This is a genomic window from Exiguobacterium sp. s125, from assembly GCF_018618605.1.
GTDB lineage: Bacteria > Bacillota > Bacilli > Exiguobacteriales > Exiguobacteriaceae > Exiguobacterium_A > Exiguobacterium_A oxidotolerans.
The window spans coordinates 192,671-207,157 of the sequence record NZ_JACSMI010000004.1; the positions used below are offsets into that span (position 1 = coordinate 192,671).

Here is a 14,487-nt window from a genome sequence, read left to right on the forward strand (position 1 = left end):
ATACTGTGATACGTTTCACTTAATCTAAGTGTAAACTTTTTGTTGAAAAAAAAGAAGGAATAAGCTATCTTTCATTGAGCATTGACAGCAAAAAACGAAACCCGATACACTTAGACGGGAAAGGGGTTTATTATATGAATAAATCAATCGCCGTATATTGGCGAATGACACGGCCACATACATTAACAGCGAGTTTTGTACCGGTCGTCGTGGGGACGGCTATCGTCGCACCACGTATCGAGTCATTACGACTCGATCTATTTTTTGCGATGTTGATCGCATCGGTGTTGATTCAAATCGCAACGAACTTATTTAATGAATACTATGACTACAAGCGGGGACTCGACAATGAAGAGTCGGTCGGCATCGGTGGTTCAATCGTCCGGGACGGATTCAAGCCGGGGACGATTCTTGCCTTCGCCTTATCACTCTATGGCATTGCTGCACTGCTTGGGATTTATCTCTGTCTTGAGACAACATGGTGGCTGCTCTTAGTCGGACTTGTTTCGATGTTCGTCGGTTACATCTATACCGGGGGACCGCTCCCGATTGCATACACGCCGTTCGGGGAAATCGTCGCCGGATTCTTCATGGGGTACGTCATCATCGCCATTTCGGCTTATCTCCAGATTGGCTATGTCCCGACGGAAGCGGTCGCGATTTCAGTGCCAGTCGCGATTTTGATTGGATCGATCTTGCTAGCGAATAATATTCGTGATCTCGACAACGATAAAGTGAACGGAAGAAAAACGATTGCTTGCCTCGTCGGTCACCGGGCGGCAGTCTACGTCCTGATCGCCTTTTTTGTTGCTGCCGTCATTTCGTTAATCGTTGCCGTCGTTGCGTTTAACGTTTCCTGGTTCGCGTTACTTGCCTTACTGAGTATTCCATTGATGATCAAGGCCGTGAAGCTGTTTTGGGACGACCTTGAACCACAAGAATTGATGCCGGGAATGGCGCAGACGGGAAAAGTAAATACAATTTTCGGATTGTTGCTTGCGATTAGCTTGACGTTCGCTAACTTCTAAAATAATACCTTTAAAATATCCTACTGCCGTGAATACGGGCAGCAGGGTATTTTTTTGCCATGCACGAGTTACTCGTAAGAGTAGGATTGGTTGTCACAGATTTAAAATTTTACTATAATTGAAGCAATGTGCCTGAAATATTCGAGTGGATACTCGGGAATCATGAATTTTTTTTAGAGGTGGAACTGGAATGAATAAAATCGCGGTAATCGGAAAAGTATTCGTCGACATAAAAGGAACTTCGTTCGCTCCATTGCATAAGGATGCGAAAAACGTTGGAGACATCACGTTTTCAAATGGTGGTACAGGACGGAATGTAGCGCAGAACTTAGCCGTTCTCGGGAATGATGTTCGCTTTATCTCGACGGTTACGAACGACCAAATCGGTGTCGGCGTGTTGGAAGAACTAAAATCATACGGTGCAAATGTGGATCACGTCGAAATGCTTGACGACAACGGAATGGGTATGTGGTTAGCCGTCATGGATAACGAGGGTGACCTCCAGACATCGATTTCAAAGCAACCTGACGCAAAATTATTAGAAGAAGCGATTCTTCGCCAGTCCGTCTACGCCCTAGATGGAGTCGATGCAGTCGCGATCGATTTAGATTTATCCGTGACCGTTTTAGAACGGTTGATTCATCTCTGCCGAAAAATGGAGTTGCCGTTGTTCGGAGTGTGCGGACACCTCAGTGTCATCGAACGGAATCGTCACCTTTTGCAAGGATTCACAGGATTTATCTGCAGCCGCGAAGAAGCAGAAATCTTATCTGATTTATCAATCGTGACGGTTCAGGATGCGCTTCATGTGGCAAATGAACTGGCGAAAAAAGGGGCACCGTTCACAGTCGTGACGATGAGCGAGCTTGGTGCAGTCTATGTTGATCGCCGCAGTGCGACATCTGGTCACATCGGAACAAAAAAAGTGAAGGTCGTCGATTCGACTGGAGCGGGAGACTCATTCTTCTCAGCTGTTTTGTCGGAGTTAACAGACGCAAAAAAAGCAGAAGACGCCTTAACGCTCGGAATGAAAGTCGCGGCCGAAGTCATCGCTTCTACAGAAAACGGCTTAGTTCCTGAGATGTTAGAGACGATTCGATAAGTAACCGGACTATGTCTAATGTAAATGTGGGGAGGATAGCCATGCCAATACAACGAAGTGCCGTCATCATTTTGAATGAAGCAGATGAGGTTGCCTTGATTCGCCGGGATAAACAAGACGTGACGTATTACGTTTTCCCCGGAGGTGGTCTCGAAGAGGGGGCGACGCTCGAACAAACGGCGATTCGGGAAGCTCATGAGGAATTAGGTGTCGATGTCGAACTCGAAGGGGTAGCAGCAATCGTTCGTTTTAACGATTTAGACAATCCATATTACTGGGCGAAAATCACGGGTGGAGTATTTGGTACAGGGACTGGAGAAGAGTTCGAAGATACATCATCTGGGTATACCCCGCTTTGGGTCAAACGTAGCGAACTAAAACAGTTACCGGTTCGTCCGACTTCTCTCGTCAAGGAATTGTCAGAGATGACAGAACGATTTTATGATATTCGACTAGAAGATATTTGAGGTTTTAGTTGAACTAAACAGGGAAATAAATAGGAAGATGATGAGGTAGTCCTAGACTGCCTCTTTTTAATTAAGGAGAGATGATGAGGATGGCGCATACACGTGACCCAAAAGGGTTAGCACTTAATTTAAAGCAGCGGATGTCTGATCATAACATTACAGACTACGCTGGAACGCTCGCCTATTATTGGTTTTTATCGATTTTCCCAGGTATCATTTTTGTTATTTCAGTATTATCATTTTTCGATATTGACCAGCAAACACTTGAATCGCAACTTCGCGATTTAGCACCGGGTGGATCAGTGAATACATTCACGGATGTCATCTTCCAAGCAATCAAAGAACCTCAAGGTGGTCTGCTCTCGATTGGTGCGATTTTAGCGATTTGGTCAGCATCTAAAGGTGTCGATCGTTTGATTACAACTGCCAATCACGCCTATGGAGATTTTTCTCCACGGAGCTTTGTTGCTTCGCGTGGAATCGCCTTAATCTTGACGGTCGTTCTCGGGATTGGGATGTTATTGCTAATCATCTTAAACGTCCTCGGTGGTCCGATCATTAGTTACTTAGCAGATTTCGTTTTACCGATTGATATGGGGCAAAAAGTTCTCTTGACGGTCCTTCGGTATACAATCTCGACAGTATTACTGATTGTCATCTTATCCATCTTTTATCGTGTTGCACCAAAGCGTCCGATTACGATGAAAGAGGCGATTCCAGGTGCCGTGTTCGGTGTCATCGTTTGGCAATTGCTGTCCGTTGGATTCGGATTTTACGTATCGAACTTCTCGAATTACAACCAGACGTACGGTTCACTCGGGAGTGTCGTCATCGTTCTCTTATGGCTCTACTTCACAGGATTGATTATTTTACTGGGTTCAGAATTAAATGCTTCATGGGAACGTTTCATGAAGAAGGCTGATCCGAAAAAAATGGAAGAAAAACGTCTGAAAGAACAAGCGGATCTCGACTCGATTCCGACGAATACGTTCGGGTGATAAAAAAAAGACTCTAAAAACCGGTTGCTCGGTTTTTAGAGTCTTTTTTAGTGAATCACTGAATTAAGCTGCGACTTTTTTTAAGCTGGCAGTCATCTCTACAGGTGTGGGAGCGTCTTTTTGTAAAAGACGTAAGCCGTTGAGGATGACGAGAATCGTCGATCCTTCATGCCCGACGACAGCGAACGGCATGATGAGAAATTGAGAGAGATTCGAGGCAATCAAGATTAAGATGACGCCGATTGCGAGCGTGATGTTTTGTTTGACGACACGGTTCATTTTCCGTGCCTTATTGACAGCGTAAGCGAGACGACCTAAGTCATTTTTCATCAAGACTACATCAGCAGTCTCTAATGCAGCATCTGTTCCTTCGCCCATCGCGATTCCGACATGAGCAAGGGCAAGAGCAGGAGCATCATTGATTCCGTCACCAACCATAGCGACAGTTTGTCCATCTGCTTGGTATTGTTTGATGTAGTTTACTTTATCTTCAGGTAGACATTCTGCGACAAACGATGTAAGACCGGCTTCTTCTGCAATTGCAGCTGCCGTGACAGGGTTGTCGCCTGTCAGCATGATTGTCGTGATGCCGAGCGAGTTGAGAGAAGTGATGGCTGCTTTTGCTTCAGGACGAATCGTATCACGGAGTGCATAGAGTGCAACGATGGATTCGCCGTTACTGACGTAGACCATTGTATTTCCTTTTTCTTTTAATGTTTGTTCCATCGAGCGAAACGGGTCATTTAAGCCTTCATGGAAACCATATTTCCCGATCCGATACGTCACGCCGGAAACCGTCGCTTCAATGCCGTATCCTGTCACGTCTTTAAAAGCAGACGGTTCTTGCGTCTCGATTTGAAGATGATCGACAATCGCTTGAGCGAGCGGGTGATTTGATTGCGCTTCGATCGAGGCGACGGCTTGTTTGAGCAAGAACTGATTAGCATCCTCTGCATAATGACTTTCGGTCACAATCGGTTTACCGGTCGTGAGTGTACCTGTCTTATCAAAGACGATCGTGTTGACTTGACCTAACGTCTCAATATGGGCGCCCCCTTTAAACAGGACACCATTCCGGGCAGAAGCTGCAATGGCTGATAGGGCAGCTGGTGTGATTGAGGCAACGAGGGCGCAAGGTGACGCAACAACGAGTAAAATCATGGCACGATAGATGCTTGTTTCAAAGCTCCAACCGACAAGATAATGTGGGAGAACCATCATCAATGTGACGACGACAAGGACGACCTTGACATAACGACTTTCAAACCGCTCAATGAACTGAGCAGAAGGTGATTGTTCACTTTGCGCATTTTGAACCATATGGATGATTTTTTGGAACAACGATTCATCAGCGGCTTTCGTCATCTCAATCGTCAAGACGCCGTTCATATTGACGGTTGAGTTGTAAACCGTGTCACCGGTCCGTTTTTCGACAGGAATGGATTCACCCGTAATCGAAGCTTCCTCAATCGCGGCTTGACCACGAATGATCGTCCCGTCTACGGGAATTCGTTCACCAGGACGGACATAGACGATATCACCAACCGAGAGATGTTCAATTCCGATGACTTCAAGTTTTCCGTCTGCGTTCAATCGTGTTGCTTCTTCTGGTTGTAGTGACATCAGGCTTTGAAGAGCACGTTCGTTTTTGTTCATCGTATACGTTTCAAGCGCACCGGATAACGCGAAGATGAAAATTAGGATCGCACCTTCCATCCAGTAGCCGATGGCTGCTGCACCGATTGCTGCTAAAATCATCAACAATTCAACATTCAATGTTCTTTCTTGATACGTTTCTGTCAATCCTTCTTTAGCTTTCGCATAGCCTCCGATCACATAGGCGGATAAGTAAAGTGTGACGTAGACAGTTGCCGGAATTTGTAGTTTTTCGAAAGCGTAAGCAATTAAAATTAATATTCCGCTAAAGAGTGCTAAAATCAATTCGTGATGCTCCTCGATAGCATGACGAATTGCGGAACGCTGATGAGTATCGGTAGTAGTAGAGGTAGTCATAAAAAAGCTCCTTCCAAATTATAAATGAGAAATGAAATCATTATATTAAAACAATGAGAATGTTTATTACCAACGTTTTTAAGTCAATGATAATGAGTTTCATTGTCGCTAGATTATAATTATTATTATCTGTAAAGTTACTATACCATGCCTCAGTGAAAAGAAACAGGGAAGGAAACTGAAAAAAATGAAAAAAATCTTAACCCATCCGGTCGGGATGGTTGTTTTTGCATTGTTTACGACACTTTTATGGGGGAGCGCCTTTCCGTTCATTAAAAAGAGTTATGAACTTTTAGCAATCACATCTTCAGAATATGGAGAGCAGTTATTGTTTGCGAGCTATCGCTTTTTTCTGGCAGGAGTTTTATTGCTCATCGTCAGCGTCCTGATTTTTAAACAGCCGATTACTTTGAAAAAGAGAGCGTATGCCTATAGTCGTCTTGGATTCTTTTTGACCTTTTTACAATATGTCTTCTTCTACATCGGGTTGTCATTATCGACAGGTGTCCAAGGCTCAATCATTGCCGGTTCAACATCGTTCTTTCAGATGTTACTTGCACACTTTCGTTATGAAGACGACCGCTTGAATCGTTTTAAAGGACTAGCGTTGTTCTTAGGGTTCACGGGTGTCATTTTAGCAAACTGGCCACAAGGGGCGGCGGGTGTCACGTTCGGTGTCGGTGAGATTTTGTTGATTTGTGCAATGATCTCAGGGGCATTTGCTAACTTGATTGCGAAAGAGTATTCGGCTGTTTATCCGGTCGCACCGATGACGGGCTGGGCAATGGTGATTGGTTCGATCGGCCTGTTCATCGCAGGTGCGGTGCTGAATGGTCAATGGTTCCCGTTCCACTTCACACAAACGACGGCCTGGATGTTGTTCTATCTTGCTTTTTTGTCGGCGACAGGCTTTACACTTTGGAATTTATTAATGAAGTACAATCCTGTTAGTCGTGTTTCATTATTCATGTTTTTCGTTCCGATTTACGGTGTCAGTCTATCGGCACTGATTCTCGGTGAGACGATTCCGCCGCAAGCGCTCCTTGGATTGGTTTTTGTTGTATCAGGGATTCTTGTCTCGACGTATCTTCCAGTCTGGTTTCAAAAGCGTGGTTGACGAAGAATCTGAATCGTGTGAGAATAGTCTCAATTAAAGTTTCATTCTTAATCGTTCGTTGCTGAAGCCGACTTGTTCGGCTTTTTCTGTACGGTCATAAAACACCGATTCGGCCTTGCCAAAAAGGCTAGTATGACTAGAAAACGAGAGGAGATGAGAAAAGTGGAACGTAATGAGATCGTTCGAAAGATCATGGCAAATCGCCGTCCCCGGGATGAGTTCGCTCGGTTCGTCGTAACGTGCGTCAGCCAGCAACTCAAGGAAACCCATGGCGAGGTCGATGTGGAAATTATTGAGGCGGAAAAGGGGTACGATTCAGTTTGGTCGATCAATGGTCGAGAGGTCATCGTGTTATTGGAGACGGAAGAGTTGAAGCAAGCAAAAAATCAACCGTACGCAATCGATGAAAAGCTCTGGCAACGTTTTCGACAAGTCGGAATCGTCAAGTGATACCGTCTCGTGAATAGGAGTCATCGAATTACGATGGACTGAATGAAAAATAAACGCTAAACAATAAAGGGAGTGTCGCATCGAGCGGCACTCCCTTCTTACTGTACATGAAAGAACGGGTCTCATTTAATTTGTATCGACTTAGCTGTCGAGCGAAATAATAAATAAGCCAGTGTAAAGAGGACGCCGACAAATAAACTAAAGTAAAAAGCAGGAGGAAGTAAGACGAACACACTGCCTGCAATCGGTCCAAGAATCGACCCGAGACTAAAGGAAATACCGGCTAGGAGGTTGCCGGTCGGTAATAAATGACTCGGTAATTGTTCGGTCATGTAAGCGACCCCTAATGAATACGTCGAGCCGAGTGCCATGCCGCTAAAGGCGAAGATGGCAAACAAGGCACCGTAACTTTCAAAGAGGAAACAAGCCGCGAGAAACGCGCTTGCCCCGATGCAGAGTACAGTAATTAAGGTACGCCGTTTTCCGAAGTGGTCAGCTAGCCGTCCGAGCGGGAGTTGCATGATGAGCGAACTGACGACGAATGTCGTGATTAATGCACTCGTTTCGGACAAGGCATACCCGTTACGTGTCGCGAAAACGGGGAAACTTGCATTCAATGTCGCTTCCAAAAATCCGTATGTGAAGCCAGGCAGTAACGTAAACCAGGCACTCGCGAGGACGAGACGATAGCGGGAGGCTGCACTTTGTAATTCTTCCGGCATGATGTCGGTTGGTTTTTCATTCGGCAAGCGACGTAACAATACGAGGACGATGACGGTCAATGTCCCGGTTAAGACGAACGGAAGCCAGTCAATTAAATCGACAAGTGGAGCGGCAAGAGGACCGAGTGCGAAGCCAAGCCCGAATGCCATGCCGTAAAGCGACATCGTCCGTCCTAACTTTTCATTGGGGGTAATCGATGTCACCCAGACTTGCGAACCGTAATGTAACGTTTGATCACCGAACCCGACGATGAAGCGTAATACCATCCAGGCGAGGACGCTTGGTAACAACGGAAAGGCGAACACAGCGACGGCGACTAACGATAGACCGAAAGAGATGACGGGGACATAGCCATGACGTCGTAAAGGTTTTTCCATCAATGGAGCAGCGACGATAACACCGATATAAAGGACGGCAGCACTCAGACCATTTATGTAAGCAGGTGTTCCTTGACGCTCGAGTAAAATAGACAACAAAGGAATCAATAATCCTTGCGTAAAGCCGGAGATAAAGACAATCGATAAAATCAGGGCGAAGCGACGAGACACGACAAAACAACTGCCTTTCATTTTTTTGAATTAAGCATAACACGCCCCGCCTGCACGATTGTACAGCGGGGCGCTTGTGTTCCTATTTTTCAGTCTGTTCAAAACGTGTTGGGCGTGGCATATGCAGAAGGTGTTCGTCCCAATCCGTCTGATCGAACACTTCATCATGTTCGATGCTGTGGGAAGAACGAATTCCAATCATCATGATTCCGAGTACCATACTGAACATCCCGATGATGGTGACAATCCCGACGAGCCATTCCATTTTGAAAACTCCCTTCAGCGAAAGAACGTGTGTCAACTTTGTGACAATCTTTTCCCCGTTTGGAAGCAGGTAAAACCTGTCGGCTGTTATAAGCGACTTGATTGCTTGAGGAAGTCGACATCTGGATAGTAGGCATTCTTGACGAGCGCATTCGGTCCGAGGCACTTAACGGCCGGGCAATGACACGATAGACTTTTATTTAGTTCAGTTTGTTGCCATTCAGCATAGGCGTCGTTGAAAGAGGTATCATGAATCGTTCCGAGAGAAGCGAGTTCATCACCAAAGTCCGTGACGATGATCTCACCATCAAAAATATTGACGTTTAGGCGTGAGCGTCCATCCGGATCGTTTCGGACAGATACATTCGTTTCTTGACGCAGACGGCGATGAAGAGCTAAATCTTTTTCCTCCATCGAACAGGCATAGAACGGGAGTGTTCCGAAGAGCATCCAGATGTTCGGGTCACGGACGTCAAGCAAACGATGGATCCCGTCGCGAATTTCATCAAGACTGGCAGCTTCAATCATTGAAGCGAAATCTGCTGGATACATCGGGTGCACTTCATGACGGACGCAACCCATATCCACGATTTCTTGATGAATCGCTTCGAGGTGCGGGAGTGTCCGTTTATTAATCATTGTTTCGGCGGAGACAAGGACGCCACGGGCATTTAAAATCCGTGCATTCTCCTTCATTCGTTCGAATAACTTCGTCCGCGCTTCACGTGACGGTTTCCGTTCCATCATCGCAAAACCACCATCGATGAAATCGTCCGCCGTTCCCCAGTTATGGGATATGTGTAAAACGTCGAGATAGGGGATGATTAATTCGTACCGTGAGAGTGGAAGTGTTAAATTTGAATTAATTTGGGTTTTAGCGCCGCGTTCGTGGGCATACTTAAGTAAAGGGACAACATATTCCTTGACCGATTTCGTCGATAGCATCGGTTCGCCCCCTGTAATCGAAAAGGCCCGGAGATGTTTGATTTCATCGAGACGTTTGATTAATAGTTCGACGGGGATTTCTGGGTTCTCGCTACTCGCTAACATATAGCCGACGGCACAATGTTCACACCGCATGTTGCAGAGTTTTGTTGTCGTCACTTCGATGTTCGTCAGCATGGCCTGACCATACTGTTCGATATCGCGATAGGCTTCCCACGGATCATTTTCGATCGTGATCGTTGATTGTTGTAACATAGTTATATTCCTCCTTCATAAATGCTCCACTTCGTATCGTATGCTAAAATAACGACGGAATCTATAAGAAGAAAGGAAGTCTGAATAATGGGAAAAGCAAGAACTGATAAACTTGGCCAGATGAATGTGCTAAAATCAAGAATGCAGCTTCTATGCCACACGATCGATTCACTGGATGAAACATCAGATATCGAGGATTTAGAACGACTCGCAGTTTCCTTGGACCAGTTAAAAGCCAAGGTACTTCGTTATGCAAAAGATATGAAGGAACATGAGGGATCAGAAAGCGGTTAATCGAAACCGCTTTTTCATTTGTATCATGGAAAGGATGAAGAGAATGGCAACGAAAATTAAACTAAATGTCGGAGAAATCCGCTCCGTCACGTGTCTACGGATGGGAATCAATGGCGAGGGGATTGCGACACTCGAACGACAAATCGTGTTCATTCCGGGGTTACTCGTCGGAGAAACAGCACAGATTGAAATCACGGAAGTCCACGACAATTTCGCAAATGCAAAACTAGTCAAACGTGATGATCGCTCGCCGGATCGTGTCACACCACTCTGCCCGATTTACAGTCAATGCGGCGGATGCCAGCTTCAACATATGGGCTATGCAGGACAACTCCGTTACAAAGAAGAGATGTTACGAAATGCATTCTCGAAATCAACGAAGTTGAACATCGAAAAGGCAGATATCCGTTCAACAATCGGTACAAAAGAATGGGAATACCGGAATAAATCGCAATTTGCGGTCGGAAAAGAAGGCAATCAAATCGTCAGTGGTTTGTATTCAGCGAATTCAAATCGTCTTGTCGCGATTGATGATTGCATCGTACAAAATAAAGAAACGTTACGCGTCAACAATGCCGTGACGAAGTTATTGAACGACTACAATGTACCGGTCTACAATTCTGCGAAACAAGATGGTGTCATTCGTAACATCGTCGTCCGGACAGGAATCAAAACAGGTGAGATTCAAGTCGTCCTCGTCGCGTTTAAAGATGGATTTAAAGATCTCGAAGGACTATCACGTGATATTCACAATATTCCGGGTGTCATCTCGGTCGCGCTAAACATCAATGACAAACTGACGTCACGTGTCTTCGGAGAAGAAACAGAAGTTCTTCGTGGTGTCGAAAAGATTGAAGAGCAGATGGGTGAATTCACGTATCAACTTTCGCCACGTGCCTTCTTCCAATTGAATCCGGAACAAGCAGAACGGATGTATGAAGAAGTCGTTCGGGCAGCGGCGCTGACGGGTGAAGAGCGTGTCGTCGATGCGTATGCTGGAGTAGGATCGATTGGTCTTTGGCTTGCAAAAGGAGCAAAAGAAGTCCGCGGTATGGAAATCATTGAAGAAGCGGTTGAAGATGCGAATGCACACATGAAGCAATATGGTTTCAATCACGCCCATTACGTCGTCGGGAAAGCAGAAGCTTGGATTCCGCGTTGGGTCAAAGAAGGTTGGGTCCCGGATGTCTTCATCGTCGATCCACCACGGTCGGGTTGTGATACACAACTATTGAATGCGATGATTTCGTCAAAAGCTAAAAAAATCGTCTACGTTTCGTGTAATCCACAGTCGCTTGCCCGCGATTGTGATCACTTGATGAAGGCTGATTATAAAGTGAGTTACATTCAACCGTACGATATGTTCCCGCAAACGGCACATGTCGAAGCAATCGTCGTCCTCGAGAAAAAGAAAAAGAAAAAGTTCTAATACGTACGAACGCCGCCTTCTTGAAGTAAATCAAGAAGACGGCGTTTTTTGTTTGGATTGATACTGTTTGTAGACGTGGTGAGCCGCATACAGAACGATGACGACACCGACGACAATCCACTGGATTACCGCATCGCTTCTAATGAACCAGCTGACGCTCGCGACCTCGATGAAGAGAGCAGGAATCTTTCCAAGAGTACTTGCGATGAAAAAAACGAGCGGAGAGACACGACTAGCCGCACTCAGTAACGTGACGAGGCCAGACGGAATGAACGGCAAGACACGCAGTAAAACGATCAGCCAAAACGCATCACGTCCGTTCGTTTCAGCGAGCCGGTCGGTCCATTTTCGAACGCGGACCGAGTCAATCTTTGGTGTAAGATGCCTGACGCCGAACCGGTACAAGTAAAAAGCGATGAGTGCACCAAAGGCCTCACCTAGGAAGGATAACAAAAACCCTTCCCAGTAACCGAAGTAAAGCACGTTTGCAGCGGTGACGAAAGCACTCGGTAAGAAACCAAAAATACTGACGATGAAGCTGACGAGCAAGCTGATCAGAACCGCGAAATGGTCCGCACCCTGAAGTAAATCAATTAATCTCGTTTCGATGAAGAAACACTCCTTTTAAGCAAACACTTCTGAAAAACAATCGTGAAAACGGATGACTTTTTTTGTTATGCAAATCCATCGTCTTCATCCGGTAAGAGGGGAAGCGTGATTGTGACGGTCGTTCCTTGTCCGATTGATGACGTAAAGGCAAGCGTTCCATCGTGGCGATCGATGATGTGCTTCGTGATCGCGAGGCCAAGACCGGTCCCGCCATCTTTACGTGTCCGCGATTTGTCGACACGATAAAAACGTTTCGTCAAACGCTCTAAATGTTCAGGGGGAATTCCTTCTCCTTCATCACGGATCGTACAGATGGTCAAATTGCCATCCGTTTTCGTCGTCAAGTAAATCGAACGGTCAGACGGTGTGTACCGAAGGGCATTGTCAATCAGGTTTCCGATGACTTGTTCCAACCGGTCATTGTCACCGAGGACGATTTGACTCGGATCAAAGTCTGTCACGAGTTGAATGCCTTTTGCTTGCGCGATCGGTGCCATCCGGTAGACGACATCTTCGAGGACCTGGCTGAAAACGAGCGGTTGTTTCGTCATCGGATACGAGTCCCGTTCAAGTTGCGCGAGGTCGAGTAAATCGTTGACGAGACGCTGCAGACGTTCCGTCTCCCGTTCGATGATTTGGTAATACTGATCGCGTGTCTTCGTGTCTAAATGTTCATCTTGCATCATTTCCGTATAACCACGGATATAGGACAAGGGTGTCCGGAGTTCGTGGCTGACATTCGCGAGGAACTCTTTTCGCTGTTCGTCGACTTCGCCAAGTGATTCTGCCATTTTGTTCAATGTTTCGGCAAGCTCCCCGATTTCATCATCCGATTGAATCGGAATCCGGTAATCAAAATCACCTTGGGCATAGACCGTCGAGGCCCGTTTCATGTCAATCAATGGACGAATGATCGTATCGATGATTTGTCGACCGAAGATGACGAGGTTGAGGACGATTAAGCCGATCATGAAGAAAATCATCAGCCGCAGAGGGCGGAACGGTTCACTGATCTGTCCCAGTTCAAGGTAGAGGATCAACGTCCCGACTAACCGGTTGTTTTCGATGATTGGAAATCCCGTCATCAAAATATCAGTGCCTTCAATCGGATGGGTCCGGCTCGAGACGACCGTTTGGCCGTTTCGGAGCTGTTCGATATCTTCGTTCGTCAGGAAACGCAGTCCGCCCGGATTCTTTTGTAAGAAATCGATGAAAAAGACTTTTGATTCCGTCAGCTCGTTCGTATAGGTCATTCCGTCATAAAAAGCACCGGACAGGCCTTCCGATTCATAGATGTTAATCAATTTTTCACCGCGGTTCAGCAAGATGTCTTCTTGTGTCTGGAGATAAAACCGGTCGTACAGATAAAACGTGAGTAACAGGAAGAGAATCGCCGAAAAGACGCTCGTGAACCAAATTGTGATCCAAATCCGCTTTCGGATCGTGTAGCGTTTAATCATACTTCCTCGAATTTATAGCCGATGCCCCAGACCGTTTGAATGGCGCCCCCAGCTTCTCCGAGTTTCAGGCGAAGTGTTTTGATATGCGTATCGACCGTCCGTAAGTTTCCGATATAATCGGCTCCCCAAATCTGGTCGAGCAGTTGTTCGCGAGAAAAAACTTTGTCGTTATGTTGGACGAACAAGTGCAACAAGTCGAATTCTTTTCGTGTCAGGCTGACTGGTTTACCGCTGACGTGGACGCTTCGGCTTTCTGTATCGAGTTCGAGTTTGCCGATCGATAACGACGCCGATTGATCGACAGCGAAACGGTGCGACCGGCGGAGCGTCGCTTCGATTCGCGCAAGGAGTTCCCGTGGACTAAAAGGTTTCGTGATGTAGTCATCGGCACCGATTTTTAAACCATGAATCCGGTCGAGTTCGTCCGAACGTGCCGTCAACATGATGATCGGGACATTTGAAAATTCGCGAATCCGCATGCATGCCGTCAGTCCATCCATTTCAGGCATCATCACGTCAAGTAAAATGAGATGGAAGGTATCCTGTTGAATTTTATCGATTGCTTCTTGTCCATTCGTCGCAGTTGTCGTGACGTAAGCTTCTTTTTCAAGGTTTGATACGAGTAAATCGCGCATCTGTGCTTCATCATCGACGACGAGTATTTTAAACTGTTCTGCCATTCAAATCGCTCCTCATTCATCCGGGAAACGGGATTTGAACCCAGTTGACCGGTGAGTTTTTTTTAATCATACCATTTGAGCGTTTCACGCCGCATCAAAAGTACG

The 14,487-nt window shown here is 46.1% G+C and carries 15 protein-coding genes; 8 read left to right on the forward strand and 7 right to left on the reverse strand.

The features are described 5' to 3' along the window. Nucleotides 1-134 precede the first annotated feature (134 nt). The 4 genes from KNQ05_RS11865 to KNQ05_RS11880 all read left to right on the forward strand — a co-directional run bounded on the left by KNQ05_RS11865 (nucleotide 135) and on the right by KNQ05_RS11880 (nucleotide 3,595). On the forward strand, nucleotides 135-1,028 hold the full coding sequence (locus tag KNQ05_RS11865; protein ID WP_088836412.1) for a 1,4-dihydroxy-2-naphthoate polyprenyltransferase: 894 nt from the start codon (nucleotides 135-137) through the stop codon (nucleotides 1,026-1,028). A gap of 190 nt (nucleotides 1,029-1,218) precedes the next feature. Beyond that, the gene (locus KNQ05_RS11870; RefSeq protein WP_029332752.1) at nucleotides 1,219-2,130 is read left to right on the forward strand and encodes a guanosine-inosine kinase; all 912 of its coding nucleotides are present in this window, start codon (nucleotides 1,219-1,221) and stop codon (nucleotides 2,128-2,130) included. 41 nt (nucleotides 2,131-2,171) lie between these two features. After that, on the forward strand, nucleotides 2,172-2,597 hold the full coding sequence (locus KNQ05_RS11875) for an NUDIX hydrolase (RefSeq protein ID WP_088836413.1): 426 nt from the start codon (nucleotides 2,172-2,174) through the stop codon (nucleotides 2,595-2,597). Nucleotides 2,598-2,686: 89 nt separating this feature from the next. After that, the gene (locus KNQ05_RS11880) at nucleotides 2,687-3,595 is read left to right on the forward strand and encodes a YihY/virulence factor BrkB family protein (protein WP_088836414.1); all 909 of its coding nucleotides are present in this window, start codon (nucleotides 2,687-2,689) and stop codon (nucleotides 3,593-3,595) included. Between the two features lie 63 nt (nucleotides 3,596-3,658). On the opposite strand, the gene KNQ05_RS11885 is transcribed toward KNQ05_RS11880, so the two are convergent. Then, nucleotides 3,659-5,608, reverse strand: coding sequence for a heavy metal translocating P-type ATPase (locus tag KNQ05_RS11885; RefSeq protein WP_214769994.1), 1,950 nt, complete (start codon nucleotides 5,606-5,608; stop codon nucleotides 3,659-3,661). 187 nt (nucleotides 5,609-5,795) lie between these two features. On the opposite strand from KNQ05_RS11885, the gene KNQ05_RS11890 reads away from it, so the two are divergent. Together KNQ05_RS11890 and KNQ05_RS11895 are read left to right on the forward strand one after the other, a co-directional pair. Then, a complete protein-coding gene (locus KNQ05_RS11890) occupies nucleotides 5,796-6,725 on the forward strand; it encodes a DMT family transporter (RefSeq protein WP_214769992.1) in 930 nt (309 codons plus the stop codon). 153 nt (nucleotides 6,726-6,878) lie between these two features. Further along, entirely contained in the window at nucleotides 6,879-7,175 is a 297-nt protein-coding gene (locus KNQ05_RS11895) for a hypothetical protein (protein WP_235195201.1), read from the forward strand. Nucleotides 7,176-7,297: 122 nt separating this feature from the next. Here the strand turns inward: KNQ05_RS11895 and KNQ05_RS11900 are convergent, their stop codons facing one another. From KNQ05_RS11900 to yfkAB, 3 genes are all read right to left on the reverse strand, one after another. Continuing rightward, nucleotides 7,298-8,446 (reverse strand): MFS transporter, encoded by a 1,149-nt coding sequence (locus tag KNQ05_RS11900; RefSeq protein WP_353048692.1) that lies wholly within the window; start codon nucleotides 8,444-8,446, stop codon nucleotides 7,298-7,300. 82 nt (nucleotides 8,447-8,528) lie between these two features. Continuing rightward, entirely contained in the window at nucleotides 8,529-8,711 is a 183-nt protein-coding gene (locus KNQ05_RS11905; protein ID WP_029332759.1) for a hypothetical protein, read from the reverse strand. A gap of 86 nt (nucleotides 8,712-8,797) precedes the next feature. Next, nucleotides 8,798-9,910, reverse strand: a complete 1,113-nt coding sequence (gene yfkAB / locus KNQ05_RS11910; RefSeq protein ID WP_088836420.1) for a radical SAM/CxCxxxxC motif protein YfkAB — start codon at nucleotides 9,908-9,910, stop codon at nucleotides 8,798-8,800. Nucleotides 9,911-9,997: 87 nt separating this feature from the next. Here yfkAB and KNQ05_RS11915 point away from each other — a divergent pair, with 87 nt between their 5' ends. Both KNQ05_RS11915 and rlmD read left to right on the forward strand, forming a co-directional pair. After that, on the forward strand, nucleotides 9,998-10,204 hold the full coding sequence (locus KNQ05_RS11915) for an SE1561 family protein (RefSeq protein WP_029332765.1): 207 nt from the start codon (nucleotides 9,998-10,000) through the stop codon (nucleotides 10,202-10,204). Between the two features lie 43 nt (nucleotides 10,205-10,247). Then, nucleotides 10,248-11,633, forward strand: coding sequence for a 23S rRNA (uracil(1939)-C(5))-methyltransferase RlmD (gene rlmD / locus KNQ05_RS11920; RefSeq protein ID WP_214805466.1), 1,386 nt, complete (start codon nucleotides 10,248-10,250; stop codon nucleotides 11,631-11,633). Between the two features lie 30 nt (nucleotides 11,634-11,663). On the opposite strand, the gene KNQ05_RS11925 is transcribed toward rlmD, so the two are convergent. The 3 genes from KNQ05_RS11925 to KNQ05_RS11935 all read right to left on the reverse strand — a co-directional run bounded on the left by KNQ05_RS11925 (nucleotide 11,664) and on the right by KNQ05_RS11935 (nucleotide 14,382). Next, nucleotides 11,664-12,182 carry a TVP38/TMEM64 family protein gene (locus KNQ05_RS11925; protein WP_251132018.1) on the reverse strand — a complete coding sequence of 173 codons (519 nt, stop codon included), beginning with the start codon at nucleotides 12,180-12,182 and terminating at the stop codon, nucleotides 11,664-11,666. A gap of 125 nt (nucleotides 12,183-12,307) precedes the next feature. Next, on the reverse strand, nucleotides 12,308-13,702 hold the full coding sequence (locus KNQ05_RS11930) for a sensor histidine kinase (RefSeq protein WP_088836423.1): 1,395 nt from the start codon (nucleotides 13,700-13,702) through the stop codon (nucleotides 12,308-12,310). Then, the gene (locus KNQ05_RS11935; protein ID WP_029332769.1) at nucleotides 13,699-14,382 is read right to left on the reverse strand and encodes a response regulator transcription factor; all 684 of its coding nucleotides are present in this window, start codon (nucleotides 14,380-14,382) and stop codon (nucleotides 13,699-13,701) included. The genes KNQ05_RS11930 and KNQ05_RS11935 overlap by 4 nt, the downstream gene beginning before the upstream one ends. Nucleotides 14,383-14,487 lie beyond the last annotated feature (105 nt).

What these genes read in the sequence shown, in the direction of transcription:
- KNQ05_RS11865 (WP_088836412.1), top strand. Translation starts at nt 135, where the DNA reads ATGAATAAATCAATCGCCGTATATTGGCGAATGACACGGCCACATACA.
- KNQ05_RS11870 (WP_029332752.1), top strand. Translation starts at nt 1,219, where the DNA reads ATGAATAAAATCGCGGTAATCGGAAAAGTATTCGTCGACATAAAAGGA.
- KNQ05_RS11875 (WP_088836413.1), top strand. Translation starts at nt 2,172, where the DNA reads ATGCCAATACAACGAAGTGCCGTCATCATTTTGAATGAAGCAGATGAG.
- KNQ05_RS11880 (WP_088836414.1), top strand. Translation starts at nt 2,687, where the DNA reads ATGGCGCATACACGTGACCCAAAAGGGTTAGCACTTAATTTAAAGCAG.
- KNQ05_RS11885 (WP_214769994.1), bottom strand. Translation starts at nt 5,608, where the DNA reads ATGACTACCTCTACTACTACCGATACTCATCAGCGTTCCGCAATTCGT.
- KNQ05_RS11890 (WP_214769992.1), top strand. Translation starts at nt 5,796, where the DNA reads ATGAAAAAAATCTTAACCCATCCGGTCGGGATGGTTGTTTTTGCATTG.
- KNQ05_RS11895 (WP_235195201.1), top strand. Translation starts at nt 6,879, where the DNA reads ATGAGAAAAGTGGAACGTAATGAGATCGTTCGAAAGATCATGGCAAAT.
- KNQ05_RS11905 (WP_029332759.1), bottom strand. Translation starts at nt 8,711, where the DNA reads ATGGAATGGCTCGTCGGGATTGTCACCATCATCGGGATGTTCAGTATG.
- yfkAB (WP_088836420.1), bottom strand. Translation starts at nt 9,910, where the DNA reads ATGTTACAACAATCAACGATCACGATCGAAAATGATCCGTGGGAAGCC.
- KNQ05_RS11915 (WP_029332765.1), top strand. Translation starts at nt 9,998, where the DNA reads ATGGGAAAAGCAAGAACTGATAAACTTGGCCAGATGAATGTGCTAAAA.
- rlmD (WP_214805466.1), top strand. Translation starts at nt 10,248, where the DNA reads ATGGCAACGAAAATTAAACTAAATGTCGGAGAAATCCGCTCCGTCACG.
- KNQ05_RS11930 (WP_088836423.1), bottom strand. Translation starts at nt 13,702, where the DNA reads ATGATTAAACGCTACACGATCCGAAAGCGGATTTGGATCACAATTTGG.
- KNQ05_RS11935 (WP_029332769.1), bottom strand. Translation starts at nt 14,382, where the DNA reads ATGGCAGAACAGTTTAAAATACTCGTCGTCGATGATGAAGCACAGATG.